The 21,922-nt window shown below is 28.2% G+C and carries 25 protein-coding genes; 15 read left to right on the forward strand and 10 right to left on the reverse strand.

Features of this window, described 5'->3' with window-relative positions; all coding sequences use genetic code 11:
- The first annotated feature begins 20 nt into the window (after positions 1-20).
- Both KI686_RS02325 and KI686_RS02330 read left to right on the forward strand, forming a co-directional pair.
- Entirely contained in the window at positions 21-521 is a 501-nt protein-coding gene (locus tag KI686_RS02325; RefSeq protein WP_237587637.1) for a hypothetical protein, read from the forward strand.
- A gap of 5 nt (positions 522-526) precedes the next feature.
- Positions 527-1,276 (forward strand): LVIVD repeat-containing protein, encoded by a 750-nt coding sequence (locus tag KI686_RS02330; protein ID WP_237587639.1) that lies wholly within the window; start codon positions 527-529, stop codon positions 1,274-1,276.
- Between the two features lie 42 nt (positions 1,277-1,318).
- Here the strand turns inward: KI686_RS02330 and KI686_RS02335 are convergent, their stop codons facing one another.
- The 8 genes from KI686_RS02335 to KI686_RS02370 form a co-directional block, all read right to left on the reverse strand.
- Positions 1,319-1,867, reverse strand: coding sequence for a hypothetical protein (locus tag KI686_RS02335; protein WP_237587640.1), 549 nt, complete (start codon positions 1,865-1,867; stop codon positions 1,319-1,321).
- Between the two features lie 6 nt (positions 1,868-1,873).
- Positions 1,874-2,323, reverse strand: a complete 450-nt coding sequence (locus KI686_RS02340; RefSeq protein ID WP_237587642.1) for a 6-pyruvoyl trahydropterin synthase family protein — start codon at positions 2,321-2,323, stop codon at positions 1,874-1,876.
- Between the two features lie 150 nt (positions 2,324-2,473).
- Positions 2,474-3,973 (reverse strand): GH3 auxin-responsive promoter family protein, encoded by a 1,500-nt coding sequence (locus KI686_RS02345; protein ID WP_237587644.1) that lies wholly within the window; start codon positions 3,971-3,973, stop codon positions 2,474-2,476.
- Positions 3,973-4,842, reverse strand: coding sequence for a M23 family metallopeptidase (locus tag KI686_RS02350; protein WP_237587645.1), 870 nt, complete (start codon positions 4,840-4,842; stop codon positions 3,973-3,975). The genes KI686_RS02345 and KI686_RS02350 overlap by 1 nt, the downstream gene beginning before the upstream one ends.
- Before the next feature lie 48 nt (positions 4,843-4,890).
- Positions 4,891-5,472: a nicotinate (nicotinamide) nucleotide adenylyltransferase gene (nadD, locus tag KI686_RS02355; RefSeq protein WP_237587646.1), complete on the reverse strand. Its 582-nt coding sequence runs from the start codon at positions 5,470-5,472 to the stop codon at positions 4,891-4,893.
- Between the two features lies 1 nt (position 5,473).
- Entirely contained in the window at positions 5,474-6,052 is a 579-nt protein-coding gene (gene gmk, locus KI686_RS02360; protein ID WP_237587651.1) for a guanylate kinase, read from the reverse strand.
- Positions 6,053-6,143: 91 nt separating this feature from the next.
- Entirely contained in the window at positions 6,144-6,998 is an 855-nt protein-coding gene (locus KI686_RS02365) for a YicC family protein (RefSeq protein ID WP_237587843.1), read from the reverse strand.
- Between the two features lie 47 nt (positions 6,999-7,045).
- Positions 7,046-7,948, reverse strand: coding sequence for a DMT family transporter (locus KI686_RS02370; protein ID WP_262913956.1), 903 nt, complete (start codon positions 7,946-7,948; stop codon positions 7,046-7,048).
- Between the two features lie 140 nt (positions 7,949-8,088).
- On the opposite strand from KI686_RS02370, the gene upp reads away from it, so the two are divergent.
- Positions 8,089-8,742, forward strand: a complete 654-nt coding sequence (gene upp / locus KI686_RS02375) for a uracil phosphoribosyltransferase (RefSeq protein ID WP_237587652.1) — start codon at positions 8,089-8,091, stop codon at positions 8,740-8,742.
- Here upp and KI686_RS02380 read toward each other — a convergent pair.
- Positions 8,719-9,651, reverse strand: coding sequence for a DUF6427 family protein (locus KI686_RS02380; protein WP_237587653.1), 933 nt, complete (start codon positions 9,649-9,651; stop codon positions 8,719-8,721). The genes upp and KI686_RS02380 overlap by 24 nt on opposite strands.
- 41 nt (positions 9,652-9,692) lie before the next feature.
- On the opposite strand from KI686_RS02380, the gene KI686_RS02385 reads away from it, so the two are divergent.
- From KI686_RS02385 to KI686_RS02395, 3 genes are all read left to right on the forward strand, one after another.
- On the forward strand, positions 9,693-9,914 hold the full coding sequence (locus KI686_RS02385) for a DUF6341 family protein (RefSeq protein WP_237587654.1): 222 nt from the start codon (positions 9,693-9,695) through the stop codon (positions 9,912-9,914).
- 6 nt (positions 9,915-9,920) lie between these two features.
- Positions 9,921-10,592: a tRNA (guanosine(46)-N7)-methyltransferase TrmB gene (trmB, locus tag KI686_RS02390; RefSeq protein ID WP_237587655.1), complete on the forward strand. Its 672-nt coding sequence runs from the start codon at positions 9,921-9,923 to the stop codon at positions 10,590-10,592.
- Positions 10,593-10,663: 71 nt separating this feature from the next.
- Positions 10,664-10,996: an MGMT family protein gene (locus tag KI686_RS02395; protein WP_237587656.1), complete on the forward strand. Its 333-nt coding sequence runs from the start codon at positions 10,664-10,666 to the stop codon at positions 10,994-10,996.
- Positions 10,997-11,091: 95 nt separating this feature from the next.
- Here the strand turns inward: KI686_RS02395 and KI686_RS02400 are convergent, their stop codons facing one another.
- Positions 11,092-11,535 carry a hypothetical protein gene (locus KI686_RS02400; RefSeq protein WP_237587657.1) on the reverse strand — a complete coding sequence of 148 codons (444 nt, stop codon included), beginning with the start codon at positions 11,533-11,535 and terminating at the stop codon, positions 11,092-11,094.
- Between the two features lie 248 nt (positions 11,536-11,783).
- Between KI686_RS02400 and KI686_RS02405 the strand changes: the two genes are divergently transcribed.
- The 9 genes from KI686_RS02405 (at position 11,784) to KI686_RS02445 (ending at position 21,922) form a co-directional block, all read left to right on the forward strand.
- On the forward strand, positions 11,784-12,920 hold the full coding sequence (locus KI686_RS02405) for an Mrp/NBP35 family ATP-binding protein (protein WP_237587658.1): 1,137 nt from the start codon (positions 11,784-11,786) through the stop codon (positions 12,918-12,920).
- 7 nt (positions 12,921-12,927) lie between these two features.
- Positions 12,928-13,164, forward strand: coding sequence for a NifU family protein (locus KI686_RS02410; protein ID WP_237587659.1), 237 nt, complete (start codon positions 12,928-12,930; stop codon positions 13,162-13,164).
- 101 nt (positions 13,165-13,265) lie between these two features.
- Positions 13,266-13,553 (forward strand): hypothetical protein, encoded by a 288-nt coding sequence (locus KI686_RS02415; RefSeq protein WP_237587660.1) that lies wholly within the window; start codon positions 13,266-13,268, stop codon positions 13,551-13,553.
- 101 nt (positions 13,554-13,654) lie between these two features.
- Complete coding sequence (locus tag KI686_RS02420; protein WP_237587661.1) at positions 13,655-14,161, forward strand: ferritin; 507 nt, start codon at positions 13,655-13,657, stop codon at positions 14,159-14,161.
- A 233-nt stretch (positions 14,162-14,394) separates the two neighbouring features.
- The gene (locus KI686_RS02425) at positions 14,395-15,312 is read left to right on the forward strand and encodes a tryptophan 2,3-dioxygenase family protein (protein WP_237587662.1); all 918 of its coding nucleotides are present in this window, start codon (positions 14,395-14,397) and stop codon (positions 15,310-15,312) included.
- A gap of 109 nt (positions 15,313-15,421) precedes the next feature.
- The gene (locus KI686_RS02430; protein ID WP_237587663.1) at positions 15,422-16,192 is read left to right on the forward strand and encodes a DUF3108 domain-containing protein; all 771 of its coding nucleotides are present in this window, start codon (positions 15,422-15,424) and stop codon (positions 16,190-16,192) included.
- 103 nt (positions 16,193-16,295) lie between these two features.
- Positions 16,296-17,573 (forward strand): M23 family metallopeptidase, encoded by a 1,278-nt coding sequence (locus KI686_RS02435; RefSeq protein WP_237587664.1) that lies wholly within the window; start codon positions 16,296-16,298, stop codon positions 17,571-17,573.
- A gap of 4 nt (positions 17,574-17,577) precedes the next feature.
- On the forward strand, positions 17,578-19,146 hold the full coding sequence (gene pgi, locus KI686_RS02440; protein ID WP_237587665.1) for a glucose-6-phosphate isomerase: 1,569 nt from the start codon (positions 17,578-17,580) through the stop codon (positions 19,144-19,146).
- 217 nt (positions 19,147-19,363) lie between these two features.
- Positions 19,364-21,922 carry a TonB-dependent receptor gene (locus KI686_RS02445; RefSeq protein WP_237587666.1) on the forward strand — a complete coding sequence of 853 codons (2,559 nt, stop codon included), beginning with the start codon at positions 19,364-19,366 and terminating at the stop codon, positions 21,920-21,922.

The following is a 21,922-nucleotide window of genomic DNA, read 5'->3' on the forward strand; positions in this document are numbered from 1 at the left end:
CTTTTAAAAAAAGTGTTTTAATGAAAAAATTGATACTATTAATAATTATTTGCACAACATTTTCTAGTTGTTTTTACTTTTATGAAGAATCTGAAAATGGTGGTGGAGATCCTTTTTTTTCTAATTATACTCCTGTAGTTTTAGATAGAAATGAGTTCGAAAATTCAATCGAAATTTTAGAACCAATCCCCGTTGCAGAATCATCTAAAATATATATTATTAACGATTATATATTTATTAATGATAAAAGAACAGGTTTTCATATTTTTGATAATACAGACCCCTCAAACCCTATTAAAAAGAAATTCTTAAAAATTCCTGGAGCAACAGATATTGCTATCAGAAATGATGTTTTATACATTAACCAAGCAACAGACTTGGTTGTTTTAACAATAGATTTTACTACGTTAGAGATAAGTTTAAATAAAAGACTTAAAGATGTTTTTCCTGCATTAACTTCGCCAGAAGGAGAATGGTATTATTATGAGGATGAGGTTGTTGTTAATTGGATTTTAAAATAAAAGCTATGAAAAAGAAATTATTTATCATTTTATTTTCAGTTTTATTTATATTTTCTTGTAGTCAAGATTCTAATGATACTTCAAGTTCAGATTTTTCTGCAGATGGGCAAGGAGGTTCTTTAGCAACTTTTGCTTTAAAAGGAGATTATTTATATACAGTAGATTTTTATAATTTATCAGTATTTAATATTCAAGATAAAACAAATCCAATAAAAGTAAATACTGTAAATGTTGGTTTTAATATAGAAACCTTATTCAGTTTTAAAGATTATTTGTTTATAGGTTCTCAAGATGCTATGTATATTTATGATGTTTCTAATGCAGAGCTGCCAAGTAAATTATCTCAATCTAATCATTTTAGAGCTTGTGATCCTGTTGTTGCTAATGATGTAAATGCTTTTGTTACTTTACACTCTAACGCTAGTTGTGGTGGGACAGTAAACGAATTAAAGACTTATAATATAGAAGATATAGAAAACCCAATTTTATTAAATTCTAGAGGTTTAACAGAGCCTAAAGGATTAAGTTTATATGGTGATAATTATCTTTTAGTGTGTGATAATACTGTAAAGATATTTGATATTACTAAGCCAGAAGATTCTGTATATATTGATGAAATTAATACTGAGAATGCTATAGATATTATTATAAGAGATAATCATGCTTTTATAATTTCTGATTACTCTATAGATCAATACGAATTAGATTATAATGATATAACTAATTTTACTAAGATTAGCACTTTTACTTTTTAGCAAGTACAATGTAACTTGTAAAAATACTTAAGCTAAGTAAAGTTACTCTTTAATAAGAGTAATATTGTATTCTAAAATAACTGTATTTGCTCCGTCTTCTTCTTCGGCATATTTAGCAAAACTTAAAGTAGTTTCGTTAAAAATATCTACTTGTACATCGCCATTTATTAAACCATCTGTATTTATAGAGCTAAAAGAAATGGTATTATCTATTGTGTTAATATTGTAAGTACCAGAATCATTTAATTCAATAATTTCAATATTTTCTATCGTTCCGCCAGTTATAGGTGTTATAGTAGATACAAGTCTATAAAGGCCTTTTGCTTCAAAAGTACCATCTAAATTAAAAATAAAATCTATCTGAAAAGTATCTCCTACACTACTAGAAGTAGCTAATGTAACCGGTAAATTAACACCAGAAACTTCTGTTTCAGATATTATTTCTGTTTTTAAAAATAAACTACTAATATTATAATTACCAGCAATGTTTTCGTTTGTTAAACTTAACGGTGTATTATTTTCTTCATTATCACTACAACTTGTAATTGATAATGAAATAAATATAACTAATATGTATTTTAAGACTTTCATTGTGTTTTAGTTTTCGCTAGCAAACCATTCTGCAAAACTAGAATCTGTTTCTTGTAGTTTTATAGAATGAAGTTTAATATTGTTTGGTAGTCTATTTTTAATTTTTTGAGCAAAATCTATAACCATCATTTCGCTTGTAGGTTGGTAATCTACTAATAAAACATGATGTCCTCGGTTCATTAACTCTTTTGCTAACTCTACATGAGGTGTATTTTTGTTAAAAACTGTGGCGTGGTCAAAAACATCAACTATTTCTTCGTTTACAATTTTTTTTAAATCTCCAAAATCTATAACCATTCCAAATTTTACATTAGATGAATCTGTTATTGGTTGTCCAGAAACCGTTACAGAAAGTTTATAAGAATGTCCGTGTACATTTTTACATTTTCCATCATAACCATATAATGCATGTCCTGTTTCAAAACTAAACTGTTTGGTAATTCTTATTGTGCTCATTTAATATTATATTAAAATTGTATGTATTTTTTAAAAAATTTACTCAAACAAGTTATTTAACGTCTGTTTCTAAATTTATTGTAAAAGTAAACAATAACTACTGCTATTGTTAATCCTAAAAATAAAAAATCTCCTCCCATTTTATATTGTTTAATTTTTAATTATAAATTTACTTAAAACATCTGCAATTTTTCTGTTATCAGATAATTGTGGAATTTTATTTTGTCCTCCAAATTTACCAATAGATTTCATATATTCATGAAAACCACCTTTTTTAACTTTTCTAATTATTAGAGGACGTAAAACTTTTCCTTCAATTAAATCGAAATAATAGATGTTTTGTTGTTGCATAGAAGCGTCTACTTTTAAAGCAAATTCTTCTAAGTTTTCTGGTTCATTTTCAAACTCTATAAACCATTCGTGATAAGGTAAACCACTTGTTGGGTTTACTTGTGGTGCTACTGTAAACTCGCTAATATTTATATTTGTACCAACAATAGCATCGTTTAAAGCTTTTTCTACTTCTTTACCAATAACATGTTCACCAAATGCAGATATAAAGTGTTTTATTCTACCTGTAACCTTAATTCTGTAGGGTTTTGTTGATGTAAATTCTACAGTATCTCCAATGTTATAACCCCAAAGACCAGCTGTAGTATTTAAAATGATAGCGTAATTAACACCAATTTTTACATCTTTTAGAGAAATTCTTGTAGGGTTTTCATCAAAGAATTCATCCGCAGGGATAAATTCATAAAAAATACCAGAATCTAATTGCAATAGCATTCCTTTTTCTGTTTGAGAATCTTGGTATGCAATAAATCCTTCTGATGCTGGGTATAATTCTATATAATCTATTTTTTTACCAATTAAACTTTCGAATTTATTTTTATAAGGTTCAAAATTTACACCTCCATAAATAAAGAAATTAAATTTCGGGAATAATTCTGATACAGATTTTCCGGTTTTTTCAATTAGTTTTTCAAAATACATTTGTACCCAAGAAGGTATTCCGCTAATAACGGACATGTCTTTATTAACTGTTTCTTCAACAATGGCATTTACTTTAGTATCCCAATCTTCTATACAATTTGTTTCCCAACTTGGTAATCTGTTTTTTAATAAGTATTTAGGTACATAATGTGCTACAATACCGCTTAATCTGCCCAGTTTTACACCATTTTTATCACTTAGAACAGGACTTCCTTGTAAAAAAATCATTTTACCATCAACAAAACTGGCGTCTTTTTTTTCTTTAATATAAAACAATAAAGCATTTCTAGCTGCTTTAATGTGTGTTGGCATAGAATCTTTTGTAATTGGTATGTATTTAGCACCAGAAGTTGTGCCAGAAGTTTTTGCAAAATACAAGGGTTTTCCTGGCCAAAGAATGTCTGGTTCTCCTGCAACAACTCTGTCTATGTATTTTCTTAATCCTTCGTAATCTGTAACTTTTACTTGTTTTTTAAAATCATCATAATTAGTAATTGCAGAAAAATTATGGTCTTTACCAAATGCAGTTTTACCGCCTTCTAATATTAAGTTTTTAAAAACTTTTTCTTGGGTTTTAAAAGGTTTATTAGCCCACTTAAAAACTTTTTTGGTTGCTACATTAGCAAAAGGAATTGCAAAAAGTGATTTAATACTCATTATTTAAAATCTATAAAGTTTGTTGGGTTAACAGCATATCCGCCGTTCCAAAGTTCAAAATGCAAATGAGGTCCTGTTGTTAATTCTCCAGTAGATCCTACTGTGGCAATAACTTCACCAGATTTTACAAAATCTCCTTGTTGTTTTAGTAAGTTACCATTGTGTTTGTAAACAGAAATATATTCATTTGCGTGTCTTAAAATTATAACGTAACCTGTTTCTGTAGTCCAACCAGAAAAAATAACAGTTCCGTCTGCTGTGGCTTTAATAGGTTCGCCAGTTTTTGCTGTAATATCTACTGCAAAATGTTTTGATGTAGACTCAAAACTTTGAGAAATTTCTCCGTTTAAAGGCGCGAAGAAAACAATTTTAACATTGCTTTTTGAGCTGTTAAGTAAAGAGAAACGAGTTTCACTTTCTATTTTTTCTCTAAAAATAGAGTCTTCTTTTGTTGCATTTAACTGGCTTTCATCAATAAGTTGATTTGCCATAGCTTCATTTTGAATAGAATCAATACTTTCTGGCTCTATATCTCCAGTTAAAACGGGTTTTAATGCTTTTGTGTAGTTTTCTAAAATAGCTAATTTAAGCTTTAAAGAATCTGCTTCGAAAGTTAAATCTGCAGCTTTTCTTTTTAATTCGGTAGAAGAATAACCAGGTATATATTCTTTTAAAGGAGTAAAGGCAATTAATAAAATTGTACCAGAAATAAGCAAAATAGAGAAAAAACCGCTTAAAACAAATACATTTAATCTAGATAATTTTAAAGAAAAACGTTCTTGAAAAGTGTCTTCATTTAAAACAACTAATCTAAATTTATTAGTTAGTTTATGTTTAAGTTTTCCCTTTTTTTTAATGTTCTGAGCCACAAAATTTTATTTGATGTTTAACAAATATACAACGAAATTTATCTGAAATTATTTTCTATAAAAATTCATTTCATCTATGTAAGTCCATACTTCTTCGGTTAAAAGAGGTTTAATGTTTTTTTGTTCTTTTATTCCTTTTCTAATCATTGTTGAAGAAACCTGAATAATTGGCGCGTCTATTTTATGGATTTTTGAATTATCTTTAAATTGATGGTCTATATTGCCTTCTGTAATTCTTGGATATACATAAATATGATGGTGTTTTAAAATAGTTTCATAATTTTTCCATTTATGTAAAGTTTTAAGATTATCCTCTCCCATAATTAAACAAAACTCTTTATTAGGATATTTTTCAGAGATATGTGCTAATGTGTGTGCTGTGTAGTTTGGTTGAGGTAAATTAAACTCTATATTAGATGGTTTAATTTTAAAATATTTCTCTGTAGCTTTATAAACCATCTCAAAACGATGATGATTATCAAGCAGAGAATTTTTCTTTTTAAATGGACTATGAGGTGTTACTACCATCCATATTTCATCTAAATCTGAATATTCTACCATATGGTTGGCAATTATTAAATGCCCAACATGTATTGGGTTAAAAGTGCCAAAATATAAACCTATTTTCATTTTATTTCTCTAAAAATTTACTAACCAATTCTTCTGCTTCTTTTAAAGCAACTTCTAGTTCGTAATTTTTTATAATTTTATCAAATTGTGGTGCTGTTGCCAACTCTACAGATGCTTTTGCAATGCGCATATTTATTTTATCTTCACTTTCTGTAGAACGTTTTTTTAAACGAATTTTTAACTCATCTACACTTGGTGGTTTTACAAAAACAGATAAGGTTTCTTTAGGAAATTTCTTTTTAATTCTTAATCCACCAACAACATCAATATCAAAAATAACGTGTTTTTTTAGAGCCCAAATACGTTCAATTTCACTTTTTAGTGTTCCGTAAAAGTTGTCTCTATAAACTTCTTCCCATTCTAAAAACTCGTCAGTTTTAATTTTATTTTTAAACTCTTTAAGAGATATAAAATAATAATCTTCTCCGTCTTTTTCTTCACCTCTAGGTTTTCTAGAAGTTGCAGAAATAGAAAATTCTAAATTAAATTTTTCTTGTTTTAGTAAATGACGAACAATTGTGGTTTTACCTGACCCAGAAGGTGCAGAAAAGACGAATAATTTTCCTTTAAAATCTGACATAAATTTTTAATTTTTGTCATTCTGAATTCGTTTCAGAATATTTTATATAATTAATAAGAAGCTAAAATTATTTAGCTACTTTAAGTATAACTTAAAGTATATTTAAAATTTGTTCTTTAATTTGTTCTAATTCATTTTTCATTTGAATAACTGCTTTTTGCATTGGTGCAAAATTAGCTTTAGAACCGGTAGTGTTTATTTCTCTACCCATTTCTTGAATAACAAATCCTAATTTTTTTCCGTTAGAATCCGGTGTGTCAAGAGTTTCTAAAAAGTAATCTAAATGATTTGCTAATCGAACTTTTTCTTCATTAATATCTAATTTTTCTAAATAATAAATCAGTTCTTGTTCAAAACGATTTTCATCAGTATCAACCTTTAAATCATCAATAGCTTTTTTTAAACGTATTTTTACATTTTTTACTCTATCTGCATCTAAAGCTTTTACTTCTTCTAAATATTTTTTAATATTAGTTATTCTTTGTCTAAAATCTATTTCTAAACTAGCAGCTTCATCAATTCTATATTTTACAATCTCTTTAATTGCAATATCAATATTTTTGTTGATAAGATTCCACTCATTTTCATCTAATTCTTCGCGTTCAGTTTTTAATGCGTCTGGCATTTTTATTGCCATTTTTAACAACTCTACATCATTAGAAGTACCGGTTTGAACGATGTTTCTAAGTTGTTGCATGTAATCTTTTACTACGCCATGGTTTACGGTTGTAGAAGTTTCATCTGCAGTCATTTCTATATAAATAGAAAAATCTACTTTACCTCTTACTAAAGAGCTTGCCAATTTTTTACGTACAGCTAATTCTTTTTCTTTATAATAAGTAGGAATTCTAACGTTTAGATCGAGATTTTTACTATTTAAAGATTTAATTTCTATAGTAATTTTTTTAGTAGGTAATTGTAATACAGATTTACCATAACCAGTCATGGATTGAATCATAAAATAAAAATTTTAGATGAAGAGCAAATATAGTTTTATTTAGTAGAATTTTCTACTTGTTTAGTTACTAAATAGACACCAGCAAAGATGAGTATTGTAGAACCAATTTTTATAGGGTTTAGCTCATCACTACCAACTATTAAAGCATAAATTGTTGCAACTACAGGTTGTAGGTATATAAAAACACTAACAGTTGTAGGTTTTAATTTTTTTAAACCAAAAAGATTAAAAAGATAAGTTATACATGTTGTAAATAAAATTATAAAACCTACTTTTAGTATAATATCTGTAGGCATTTCTTGCCAACTTACTTCCATTAAGTCTAAAAAACCAAAAGGTAAAACATATGCTAAACCAAATAAATAAAACCATTTTACAAAAACAATAGGATGGTATTTATGTATTAATTTTTTTGCTAAAATTAGGTAAATACCATAAGAAGCAGCATTTATAAAGACTAAAAAATTACCTAAAACTCTATTATTAGCATTTCCGTTGTCTTTATTACCGTAAACAATTAAAATAACTGTACCTATTAAACCGATAATAATACCCAATATTTTTCTTGGTATAATTTTTTCTTTATACAAAAAACTAGATACAATTAGTACAATAATTGGTGTTGTTACCATCATTACAGAAGCACTAATTGGGGTTGTTAAATTTAATCCTTTAAAATAACAAAGCATGTTTAAAGCTACCCCAAAGAAAGAAGCAATGGCTAAGCTTTTATAGTCTTTTTTTTCTATTTTTTTTGCTTTTACAAAAAATCCTGCAGACCAAAATACAAAAACAGCACCACTAACTCTTAAGAGAATTAAGCCAAAAGGTTTTACATAATTTGGCATTATGTCTTTGGCAACTGTAAAAGTTATACCGTAAATTAAAGTAGCAATAGAAACTGCAATAAGAGCTAATGTTCTTTGATTGATTTTCAAAATATTTTTACGAAATGTTATTGCAAATTTGAGGATAAATTTTAATTAGACGAAATAACTAAGATTTATTAGTTTAATTTTTTAGATATAATTTAACTTTAATTCAATTACTTTACATTTGTTATTACAAAATATAAAATATGACTATTCATCACTTACAAGAAAAGAATTCTATTCTAAATAAATTTATTTCAGAAATTAGAGATGTAAATATTCAAAAAGATTCACTTAGATTTAGGAGAAATATAGAAAGAATTGGTGAAATTCTTGGCTACGAATTAAGTAAAAAACTTACGTATTATAGTAAAGAAATTGAAACTCCTTTAGGTAACAAAGAAGAACAATTACCAGATAATAATATTGTATTGTGTTCTATTTTAAGAGCAGGTTTGCCATTACACCAAGGTTTATTAAATTATTTTGATGATGCAGAAAATGCCTTTATTTCAGCTTACAGACATCACCCTAATAATGATGCAGATTTTAAAATTGTTGTAGAGTATTTTGCTTCCCCTTCTATAGATGATAAAATTTTGTTGTTAGCAGATCCTATGTTAGCCACTGGTCAATCTTTAGTTGCTGTGTTAGAGGCTATAAAAAAGTATGGTTCTCCTAAAGAGATTCATGTTATTTCTGTAATTGGTTCTACAGATGGAATAGAGTATGTTAAGAATAATTTTCCAAAAAACACACATTTATGGATAGCAGCACTAGATAACGAGCTAAATAATAAAGGCTATATTGTACCTGGTTTAGGAGATGCTGGTGATTTAGCTTACGGTGCTAAATTGTAGTATAAAAACAATTATAGTTGCTATTATTAACGTGCCCGATAAAATATTTTTTATCATATTCTTTTCTATAACTTCAAAACCATTTGCAATTATTATAGATGACGGAATTAGTAAAAAAATAATATCAGAGCCTTTCTTTTCATCAATAATTAAAGCAAAAAAAACAGCAATTATTGTATTTATAATCAAAAGGATCCAACTTTTTCTAAAAGAGTTGTTTACAGATAAAGCTTTAGGAGATTTTAAGAAAACAGCAATTATTGTAAGAGATATTATTCCTGATAAAAGCCAAATAATTTTGTCTTCTGTATAAAAAGAGATGTTGTTAATGTTATCGAAATAAAACAATTGAACAAAACTTTGTGAAGAATCACTCCATAATAAATATGCAAAATAGATAATTAGAGGAGAAACGAATCCAATAATTGGTGTTAAAAAAGTGTTTATTGTAACCTTTTTTTGTAACAAGTTAGAACTGTAAATTAATGTTACAAATAAAATTGAATAAGGCTGAATAATAAATAAAATTCCTAGCCAAAAACCGCTATCAAATAATTTTTGAATTACTTTTTTATCTGTACGTAAACTATATATTTTTCTTAAAAAAAGTAAGTAAATTAATAGTAATACTAAGGTTTTTACTTCTAGTATTTTAGGTAAAAAAGATATTGACGTTAATGTAAAAAGAAAAAAAGCATAAGAATGGTCAAATGTTAATTTATTTTTAGTGACAATAAAATTATAGAAGAAAAAAATAAATAGAAAAAGAAAAAAGCACAATGCATTTTCTAATGCAGTAGCCCAAGTAAAATTGTTGCTAAAAAAATATGTAAAAAAGACGCAATAAAAACTTAATAAATAAACAGTAAAATTGATTGGTTTAGATTTCTCTAAAAAATTGGCTAGCATTGTTTCTTTTGTTATTTTTGCAGTGTAAAGATAATTAAGTTATGACAGCAAGCAATATTTTTAGATGGATTGGTAGTTTATTTACTGATTTTTTATTTGTCCCTTTTAAGTGGTTACGTTTAGATGTTGCCTTAGGTGATTTAGGTTGGTGGGTTTCTAATGCAGTAAACTGGTTTTTTCTACTAGTTTTATTATGCTTATTAGGATATTGGATGAAAGAATCTCTTACTTTTAAAAGAGAAGGAACAGAAGATAAAGCTTAAAAATAATTGGGAAGCAAAAATAAACTAAAACGTTTCAAAGAAAATGAAACGTTTAAAAATGTCATTCAGCCAACTAGAGAAGAAGTTGTAACAGGTTTTTCTTATAAAGGTAAATGGCATTCTTTTTTTGATAATAATAATCCTATAGTTGTTGAGTTAGGTTGTGGTAAGGGTGAGTATACGATTGCTCTTGCTAGAAAAAACCCTGATAAAAACTTTATAGGAATTGATATTAAAGGAGCCCGTTTTTGGAGAGGAGCTAAAACAGCAATTGAAGAAAACTTACCAAACGTTGCGTTTGTAAGAACTCAAATAGAATTGGTAGACTTCATTTTTGCAAATAATGAGGTTTCTGAGATATGGATTACTTTTCCAGATCCACAAATAAAATATCAAAGAACAAAACACAGAATGACAAATTCTAGTTTTTTAAAGAAATATCATCGTGTTTTAAATGAAAACGGTGTTATAAATTTAAAAACTGATTCAGAATTTATGCATGGCTATACTTTGGGATTGTTACACGGAGAAGGACATGAAATTTTATATGCAAACCATACAGTGTATAAAAATGAAGGTGCACCTAAAGAAGTAACAGAAACACAAACTTTCTATGAAAATCAATACTTAGAAATAGGTAAGCCAATAACTTACATTAAATTTAAATTAAATTACTAGTTCTAAAAGTTTTTTAAAACGTATTAATTTGCTGCTGATTTTTTTGAAATAATAGATTAAATGTGTGTTTAATGAAAAAATCAGATAGTTTTTTTGATAAGGTTTACGAGGTTGTAAGGTTGGTGCCTTCGGGTAAAGTTACAAGTTATGGTTTAATTGCCACTTATTTAGGTGCTGCTAAATCTGCAAGAGTAGTTGGTTGGGCCATGAATAATGTTGGCGATTTAGAAGATGTACCGGCTCATAGAGTTGTAAATAAAAAAGGTTTACTTACAGGTAAGCATCATTTTGATGGTGTAAATTTAATGCAACAATTACTTGAAAATGAAGGGATAGTTATTGTCGATAATCAAATACAAAATTTAGAAAAGGTTTTGTGGAATCCTATAGAAGAATTATCTTAAAGCTTTATGCTTTTTTAATGTATTAATAAAAAAACACCATCAATATTATATTGATGGTGTTTTTTTATTAAAGTTTTTTATAGTCTGATAAAAAATTAGTCTAATTTTTTAAATTTACCAGTCCAAGTAGATTGATTAGAACCAAGTAAATCTGATTCATAATAATATTTATCTCCTTTTACTTTAGTAATTTTAGTACTTAATTTAGTACCAGCTTTAAAAGGTAAATTGTCTTTTTTCAAGTCAACAATTGTAAGTGTATACTCATCTGCAGCAACCCAGTTAATTTTAGCTTTTATAAACTCATTGTTTGGGTGGTGCTCAGTGTAATAACCTCCTTCGATAGATACTTTAATCTCTTCAGATCCTAGTTTGTAGCTATAAGTACCGTTTTGAAGTGCAGTGTAAGAAGATTCTGAATCAAAGATTTCAGTTTCAGTTTCTTCAATTTCAACCATTGCTATGTCTTGCGCGTAAGAATTAATTGTTAAAGTTAAAGTAATTAATAGCGTAGCTAAAGGTGTAATAAAATTTTTCATAATGTGGGGGGTTTTATGTTTATGTATAAATTCATAGTAAAGATAGTACTTTTTAACAACCAATCACTACCATTCGTCGAAAAAATCAAAAAAAGTTTGTTTTTAACATTTATTGCGTTTTTAATTTACATTAAGATTACATTGTTCTTTATAAATAGTTTTTTAATAGATAGTAACAATGTATTTATTATGTTATAAGTAAGACGTATATTTGTTTCTTAGAATTAATCCAAAATTAGAACCTTTAAATGAGTTTTAAGAAACAAGATATATATAATGTTTTAGAAACAATTACAGCTCCAGGAGAGGGTAAGAGTTTAATAGAAAATAAAAATATTACAAATGTAGTAGCTTTTGGTGATGAAGTAATAGTTGATGTAACAATTAGTAACCCAACTTTACAAGCTAAAAAAAAGTTAGAAACAGAAATAACTAAAGCTATAAAAAATAAAGTTGATACAAATATTGATGTAAAAATCAATGTTAAAGTAGAAAAGCCTGTAGCAAATAAGGCAAACCCTAACTTAATTAGAGGAAAAGAAATACCAAATATTAAAAATATTATTGCAATAGCTTCTGGTAAAGGAGGTGTTGGTAAATCTACAATTACAGCTAATACTGCAATTTCTCTAACTAAAATGGGTTTTAATGTTGGTGTTTTAGATGCAGATGTTTATGGTCCATCACAACATATCATGTTTGATGTAGAAAAACAAAAGCCGCTTTCTGTAAATGTAGAAGGGCGCTCTAAAATGAAACCTATAGAAAATTACGGAGTAAAATTATTGTCTTTAGGTTTTTTTACAAATCCAGATCAGGCAGTAATTTGGAGAGGGCCAATGGCTTCTAAAGCTTTAAATCAATTAATTTTTGATGCTGATTGGGGAGAATTAGACTTTTTATTGATTGATTTACCTCCAGGAACTGGTGATGTACATTTATCTATAGTGCAAGCTTTACCTATTAATGGAGCGGTTGTAGTTAGCACACCTCAAAATATAGCTTTAGCAGATGCTAAAAAAGGAGTTGCAATGTTTCAGCAAGATAGTATTAAGGTACCAGTTTTAGGGATTATAGAAAATATGGCTTACTTTACACCAGAAGAATTACCAGATAATAAGTATTATATTTTTGGTAAAGATGGTGCAAAAAATTTAGCAGAAGATATTGATACTAAATTTTTAGGTGAAGTTCCATTAGTGCAAAGTATAAGAGAGTCAGGAGACGTTGGGCATCCGGTAGCATTACAAAAAGGTACTTTATTAGAAAGTTCATTTAATAATATTACTAAAGAAATGGTTGCGCAATTATTAAAAAGAAATAAAAATTTACCTCCAACAGAAGTTGTTAGAATTACAACAATGAGTGGATGTAGTACAAAATAATTAAATTATGACAGCAGAAGAAACACTTATTAATGTAGAAAAAGCATTAGAAGAAATTCGTCCTTTTTTGGTGAGTGATGGGGGTAATATCAAACTTATATCAATAGAAGATGCAGTAGTAAAAGTTCAGTTAGAAGGAGCTTGTATGGGGTGTTCTGTAAATCAAATGACATTAAAAAATGGAGTTGAGGCAACAATAAAAAAATATGCGCCACAAATTGATGAAGTAATAAATGTTACCTAATTTTTATTTAATTAGTAATGTTTCTCTTTAAAATGAAACATTACTAATACTTTTTTCTAAAGTAATTTTTATTTATTCTAAATAATAACTACTTTAGCCGCATGAATTTTTTGAGCGACGTAAAATTTAACATTCAAATAAAGAAAATTACCTTTTGTCAATACCAATTATGTGTTGATGATAAGTTAATGGTTCTTAGTTTTCCGCAATTACTGCAACTTAGAAATAAAATCAATTCTTTAACTAAGCCAGAAAGTTTAGAAAAAATTATTGAAAATGAAAATTACGTTTTGCTTTTTGTTGCAGATAAAAAACATTTACTTTTTTTAGAAATCCCTAAATTATTAGATTTAAAAGAAGAAATTTCTTTCTGTTTCTATAATTATTAAGCATTTTTATATCATATTCTTATTTAGATTGCCTTTAAATTTTATTTAAAATTTAGAAGTGATTATAATTTCAATTACTTTTGAAGTTAAAATAGAAAATTATGAAGACAGCTATAAGAAAACAAATGACTATTCATCCAGAAGTGATGGATTCTCTAAACAATCAAATCTCTATGGAAATGCATGCATCTGCTTCGTATTTAGCTATGGCATCTTGGTGCGACCAAAGAGAACTTTTAAATAGTAAAGAATTTTTTTATAAGCAGGCAGAAGAAGAAAGAGAGCATGCAATGAAAATTTTTGCATTTATAAATGATAATGGTGGTGCTTCTATATCTCCAGAAATTCAGAATGTAAATAATGATTTTGAAAGCCTAAGAGATATTTATGAAACTTCATTAGAGCAAGAAATAAGTGTAACAGAATCTATTTTTAAAATCTTTAAACAAGCTAGAAAAGAAGACGATTTTACAACGGAAATATTTTTACAGTGGTTTATTACAGAGCAATCTGAAGAAGAAGATAAATTTAGAAGTATTTTAGATATTTTCGATTTGATGGGAGATATGCCTTTAAAAATGATTGACGAAAGGTTACCGAAAGATTAAACCAACCAACACTTTGATAAATTTAAAAGCCGAAATGTAATTGTTTCGGCTTTTTTTATTGAGAATAGTGATTCGTAAAAGGTATTTATGTGATGAAAGTTGCTGTAAATGAATCAATAAAAGTTATAAAAATTATAAAAAAATAGTTTTTTTAAACTTTATAAACCAGTTTTTCGGAAAAGAACAAAGAGAATAATAGTGTCTCTTTGTTCTTTTTTTGTTAATTTCAATTTATGAATAGAGAAGAAATTTTAAAAGCAATAGAAGAAAAGTATGATAAATTGGGTGTTCCTGTAGATTCTATGTTAGAGGGTTTGCTGTGGAGTACACCAATAACTTATTGGGATTATATACAGACAGATGCTTTGCTAGGTTTACAAACACCAAGAACAACACAGCCAGATGAAATGGTTTTTATTATGTATCATCAAATAAACGAATTGTTGTTTAAAATGGTTTTATGGGAAATTGATCAGGTAGCAAAATCAATAAAAATTTCTGCAGATAAGTTTTCTATGCATTTAAATAGAATCAGTCGTTATTTTGATATGTTATGCAGTTCTTTTTCTGTAATGGCAGACGGAATGGAAAAAGAACAATATTTAAAATTTAGAAATACTTTAACTCCGGCAAGTGGTTTTCAATCTGCACAATATCGTAAAATAGAATTTGCATCTACAGAGCTAATTAATTTAATAGATGTGCGTTATAGAGATACTATTGATAGAAATTCTTCTTTTAAAAATGCATACAACCATTTGTATTGGCAAGCAGCAGGTAAAAATTATACTACAGGGCAGAAATCTACATTATTAAATCTTTTCGAGAAAAAATATTTGGGAGATTTTATAGATTTTATGGAAGATTATAATGATATAAATCTTTCTAAAAAGTTTAAGCAGTTGCCAAAGAAGGTTCAGGAAAATGAAGATTTAATAAAAGCGATGAGGCATTATGATTATACCGTAAATGTAAAATGGGTAATGGCGCATTATAATGCAGCTGGTAAGTATTTGGGAGGAAAAGATAAAGACTTAGAAGCTACAGGTGGAAGTAGTTGGCGTAAATATATGCATCCAAAGTATCAACGTAGAATATTTTATCCATATTTATGGAGCGAAGATGAATTAAAAAATTGGGGAACATTTTAAGAGTATAAATCTAAATAAATCGTTAAAAATTCATTTACAAATAGTTAGTGTTTTGCTTTTTTATGTTTTGGAACAGTAATTGTCAATCCTTTTTTATATGTTTGATTTTATGAGAAAAAGTGTTCTATTGTTTTTTGCCTTATTTTTATTAAATACAGTTTTTTGTCAAGAAAAAATATCTGCATTTAAAGGAGGAGAAGAGTTGCGTTATAAGATGAGTTATAGTGGTTTTTTAAGAGCAGGTACAGCTGTTTTAAAAATTGAAGAAAAAGAATATCAAGGTAAAAAAGTTTTTCATACAATAGGTACTGGTTGGACATCTGGTATGATAAAGTGGTTTTTTGAGGTGGATGATAGGTACGAATCTTATTTTGATAAAGACACCATTAAGCCTTACCTTTTTAAAAGAAAAATTGATGAAGGTGGATATAAAAAACATAGAATAACTTCGTTTAATTATCAATCTAATAATGCATACATTCAAGATTTTACCAATCAAAAAGATACTACTGTTTCATTTTTAGATGTGCAAGATATGTTATCGTCTTTTTACTATCTTAGAAACGAAGATGTAGAAAATATGAAAAAAGGAGATGAAATAGCAATTGATATGTTTATGGATTCTGAGATTTATCCTTTTAAATTACGTTTTTTGGGTAGAGAAGTTATAAGAACAAAATTCGGAAAAATTAAAACACTAATTTTTAGGCCATTTGTGCAATCTGGTAGAGTTTTTAAAGCAGAAGAAAGTGTTACTCTTTGGATTACTGATGATAAAAATAAAGTGCCTGTTAAAATAAAAGCAGATCTTGCAGTAGGCTCTTTAAGAGCAGAATTAGAATCTTATAAAGGTTTGGTTGGGCCTCTTGTTAAATATTAGGAAATTTTTAACGAAACCGTTTTAGGAACTTCACAGTTGTAGCTTACTTATAAATCATTTTTATTTGTACTTTTGAGAACTAAATTAAAATATCGCCCATTTTTTGAAAAAAATAATTCTCCTTTTAGTCTTAATTGTCTCATTTTTATCTTGTAAAAAAGAAGTAAAAAAAACAGTTTTACCTCCGGTTATAGTAAAGCCCGAGCCAGTATTTAAATTTGGTTATAATTTAGATGAATTTAATGTTATACAAGATACCATTAAAAATGGTGAAAGTTTTGGTATTATATTAGACAGGCATCATGTTTTTTATCCAAAAATTAATGAAATTGCAGAGGTTATAAAAGACACTTTTGATGTAAGAAGGGTTAGAGCTGGTAAACCTTATACTATTTTAGCGAGTAAAGATTCTACAGAAAAAGCTAAAGTATTTATATATAAACATGATAAAATAAACTCTACAATTATAGATTTTAAAGACTCTGTTATTATTGCAAAAACTCATAAAACTCCTGTTAAAAAAGTTGTAAAAACTGTAGAAGGAGTAATAGATTCTAATTTATCTGTAACAATGGATAGTTTGCATTTATCTGCTAGTTTAACAAATACAATTGCAGATATTTATGCGTGGACTTTAGATTTTTACAAGTTGCAAAAAGGAGATTCTTTTAAAATTATATTTGAAGAAAAATATATAAACGATTCGTTATTTGCAGGATATGGAGAGGTTAAATCGGCAGTATTTACACATAAAGGAGAAGATTTGTATGCCTTTAAATTTTTAGCAGATACTATAAAAGGAATTCCTGAATATTATGATGAAAAAGGAAATATGTTACGTAGTTTCTTTTTAAAAGCTCCTATTAAATTTCAGTATAGGGTTTCTTCTAGATATAATTTAAACAGAAGAATTGCTTATTATGGCTATAAAGTAAAACCACATTTAGGAACCGATTTTGCAGCAAAAATTGGTACACCCATTATTGCTACAGCAAACGGAACGGTAACAGAATCTACAAGAAGAGGTGGTAATGGTAAGTATGTAAAAATAAAACATAATAGTACTTTTTCTACACAATATTTACATATGCAAAATCGTAATGTTAAAAAAGGAGATTATGTAAAACAAGGAGACGTTATAGGTTGGGTAGGTATGACAGGTAATACCGGTGGACCACACGTTTGTTATCGTTTTTGGAAAAATGGAAAACAAGTAGATCCTTTAGATCCTAAATTAAATTTACCTTCTGCAGAGCCTTTAGAAGAAAGTGTAAAACCTAGGTATTTTGATTTTATAAAAACACTAAAATATCAGTTAGATAAAAAAAGTATCCCTGTTCAAGAACCAGAAGAAGTTAGAGAAATAATTGCAAAAAACTAAAAAAATGGCTTTAAAAAACATTAATCCAACAACTACGAGTGCATGGCAAAAAATAACAAATCATTTTGCTGAGAATAAAAACATCAACATTAAAGATTTAATGAAAGATGAAAATAGAAAAGATGATTTTTCTATAGAGTTAGATGATTTACTTGTGGATTTTTCTAAAAATAGAATTACTCAAGAGACTTTAAGTTTGTTGGTAGAATTAGCAGAAGAAGTCGGTTTAAAAGAAGCTATTGAAAGTCAGTTTTCTGGTGAAATAATTAATGCTACAGAAGGAAGAGCTGTTTTACATACAGCTTTAAGAAGTACATCTGAAGAGCCAGTTTTAGTAAATGGAAAAAATATTAAGCCACAAATACAAACCGCTTTAAGAAAAATTAAAAGTTTTTCTAATAAAGTAATTTCTGGTAAATGGAAAGGATATACAGGTAAGTCTATTACAGATATTGTAAATGTAGGTATTGGTGGTTCTGATTTAGGACCAGATATGGTTGTAGAATCTTTACAATTTTATAAAAATCAATTAACAACACACTTTGTGTCTAATGTAGACGGAGACCACGTTTCTGAAATAATAAAAAAATTAAACCCAGAAACAACACTTTTTGTAATTGTATCAAAAACATTTACAACACAAGAAACTATTTCTAATGCAGAAACACTTAAAAATTGGTTCTTAAAATCTGCAACTATTTTTGATATTCCTAAACACTTTGTGGCGGTTTCTACAAATTTAGAAGCTGTAGATAGTTTTGGTATCGATAAAAAGAATGTTTTCCCTATGTGGAATTGGGTTGGAGGTCGTTTTTCATTGTGGTCTGCAGTTGGTTTATCAATTAGTTTATCTGTAGGTTATGATAATTACAGGTTGCTTTTAGATGGGGCAGAAGAAATGGATATTCATTACAGAAATACAGAATTTAATAAAAATATTCCAGTTGTTTTAGCCTTAATAAGTGTTTGGTATAATAATTTTTACTTAGCAGAAACAGAAGCTGTTTTACCTTACTCTCAGTATTTAAAGAAATTACCAGATTATTTACAGCAAGCTATTATGGAAAGTAATGGTAAAGGAGTAGATAGAAATGGAGATAAAATAGATTATCAAACAGGTACTATTGTTTGGGGAAGCACGGGTACAAATATGCAACACGCATTTATGCAATTAGTGCATCAAGGTACAAAATTGATACCTACAGATTTTATAGGTTATAAAGAGTCATTATATGGCTTAACAGATCATCATAAAAAATTGATGTCTAATTATTATGGTCAAATGGAAGCTTTGGCTTTTGGTAAAACCAAAGAAGAAGTTCATTTAGAATTAAAGTTTTCTGGTGATCAAGATAAAATAAATACACTATTACCTTTTAAGGTTTTTGAAGGGAATAGACCAAGTAATGCAATTCTTTTCGATAAATTAACACCAAAATCATTAGGTAAGTTAATTGCTTTATATGAGCATAAAATCTTTACTCAAGGGGTTTTATGGAATATTTATAGCTACGATCAATTTGGAGTTGAGTTAGGAAAGGAATTAGCTAAGAAATTATTAAATAATCAGTAAAAAATCTATTTTAGTAAAAATAAATCACTGTTTTATTAATTTTGTTGTGTTTTGTTGATAACTATATCGGTTTTTTTATTGCTTACTTTCAGTGTTTAGGTAAATATTTATTATTTTTGAGCGTCTTAAATTTTTGTTAAAGCTTAACATTAAGTTAACACGCGTAAAATGCAAAAGAGACAATTTTGCAGAACATTTAATAATATAAAATTAAACAATGAAAAATTTTAAAAACTTATTATTTGTAGCACTGTTTTTTATAACAGCTACAGTTTTAGGACAAACTAAAATTACTGGTACGGTTGTAGATGATACAAACCAACCATTACCAGGCGCAAGTGTTGTTGTAAAAGGTACAACAAACGGAACATCAACAGACTTTGATGGAAAATTCACTTTAAATGCTAAAACAGACTCAGGTAGCCTTGTAGTTTCTTTTGTTGGGTTTAAAGCTAAAGAAGTTTCTTTTTCATCATCTAAATCTAATGTAGGAACAATTGTTTTAATTGAAGATGCAGGAGCTTTAGATGAAATTGTAGTTACTGCTACATCATTTGCTATTGATAGAAAAACTCCAGTTGCAGTTTCTACTGTTAAAGCTGCAGATATTGAAAGAAAATTAGGATCTCAAGAATTTCCAGAGGTTTTAAAATCTACTCCAGGGGTATATGCTACTAAATCTGGTGGTGGTTTTGGTGATGGTCGTATTAACTTACGTGGGTTTAACTCTGTAAACGTTGCGGTAATGATTAATGGTGTACCTGTAAACGATATGGAAAACGGAGCAGTTTATTGGTCTAACTGGGCTGGTTTATCTGATGTAACAGCAGCAATGCAAGTTCAAAGAGGTTTAGGAGCTTCTAAAGTTGCCGTGCCTTCTATTGGTGGTACAATTAATATTTTATCTAAAACTTCTGAAATTGAAAAAGGTGGTAGCGTTATTGCTTCTACTGGTAACGATGGTTACCAAAAAGCTGGTTTTACTTTATCTACAGGTTTAATGGATAATGGTTTTGCTGCTACTGTATCTTTTGCTAAGATTGAAGGTGAAGGTTATATAGATGGTACAGAATTTAAAGGTTACAATTACTTTGTAAATTTATCTAAAGTATTAAACGAAAGCCATAAATTATCTCTTACTTCTTTTGGAGCACCACAAAGACATGGTCAAAGACAAAACAGAAGTACAATAGAAACTTATAGAAACGCAGAGTCTGGAAATAAATTTAACCCAGATTGGGGTTATAAAAACGGACAAGTTGTTCATATAGAAGATAACTTCTATCACAAATCTCAAACTTCTTTAAACCACTATTGGACAATAAGTGATAAATCTTCATTGTCTACTGCAGCCTACGTTTCTTGGGGTTCTGGTGGTGGAGGTGGTACCGCTGGTGATAATACAGCTTTATTTAATGTTAGAATTGGTGGAGATGATCAACCAGTAGACTTAGATAATATTGTTGAAATTAATCAAGCAAACGGTGCAGATGGTTCTGAAGCAATTTTAAGAGCATCTTTTAACGATCACGTATGGTATGGTGTTTTATCTACGTTTAATACTGAAATTTCAGACAACTTTAATTTAGTTGCTGGTGTAGACTGGAGATCTTATACAGGTAAACACTATAGAGAAGTAACAGATTTATTAGGAGGTCAATTCTTCTTAGATGATTCTGATATTAACAATCCAAATGCAGCTTTACAAGTAGGTGATAAATATTCTTACTATAATGACGGTAATGTAGGTTGGTTAGGTTTCTTCGGTCAATTAGAATATGATGCAGATAGCTTTAATGCATTTGTTTCTACGTCTTTCCAAAATACTTCTTACCAAAGAGTAGATTATTTTCAATATACTCCAGAAGATGAAAATAGAACATCAGATAAATATAGTTTTCAAGGATATAGTATTAAAGGAGGGGCTAACTATAATTTAGATAGCCATAACAATATCTTCGCAAATATTGGTTACTTTGAAAGACCAGCAGATTTTGATGCAGTTTTTACAAACTTTAACAACGTAGATATTAATGAGAATGCAGAAAATCAAAAGATTTTTAGTATTGAATTAGGTTATGGTTTAAGAAGCGAAAAATTTGCAGCTAACATAAACTTATACAGAACTAAATGGAGCGATAGAACATTTACAGAAACATTACCTAGTTTTGTAGCAGGACAAGATGATTTTACAGCAAATATTTTAGGAGTTGATGCAATACATCAAGGTGCAGAGTTTGATTTTACTTACAAACCTTCAGATAAATTAACAGTTACAGGTATGTTATCTTTAGGAGACTGGAAATGGGATAATGATATTTTAGATACACCAATCTTTGATGGTGATCAAAACCAAGTAGCTACAGTAGATTTATTAATTAAAGACTTAAAAGTTGCCGATGCTGCACAAACAACAGCTGCATTAGGTTTATTATACAAATTTTGGGATAAAACAAGTATTACTGTAGATTATAACTACTTTGCTAATCTTTATGCAGACTTTAACATCTTAGGAAGTGCTAACTTTACTGAAACAGGAGAGGATAAAGAAGAAAGCGAAAGGATTGATAATACTTGGAAAGCACCTAACTATAGTACTTTTGACGCAAGTTTACGTCACGGATTTAGTTTAGGTCAATTCGACGCTACTGTTACAGCTCGTGTTAACAATATATTTGATACAGAATATATTGCAGATGCTACAGATGCTGATGATCCATTAGTATACTTTGGATTTGGAAGAACTTACAATTTAGGATTAAAAATTAATTTTTAA

The organism is Polaribacter sargassicola (genome assembly GCF_021991835.1).
Taxonomy (GTDB): Bacteria; Bacteroidota; Bacteroidia; order Flavobacteriales; family Flavobacteriaceae; genus Polaribacter; species Polaribacter sargassicola.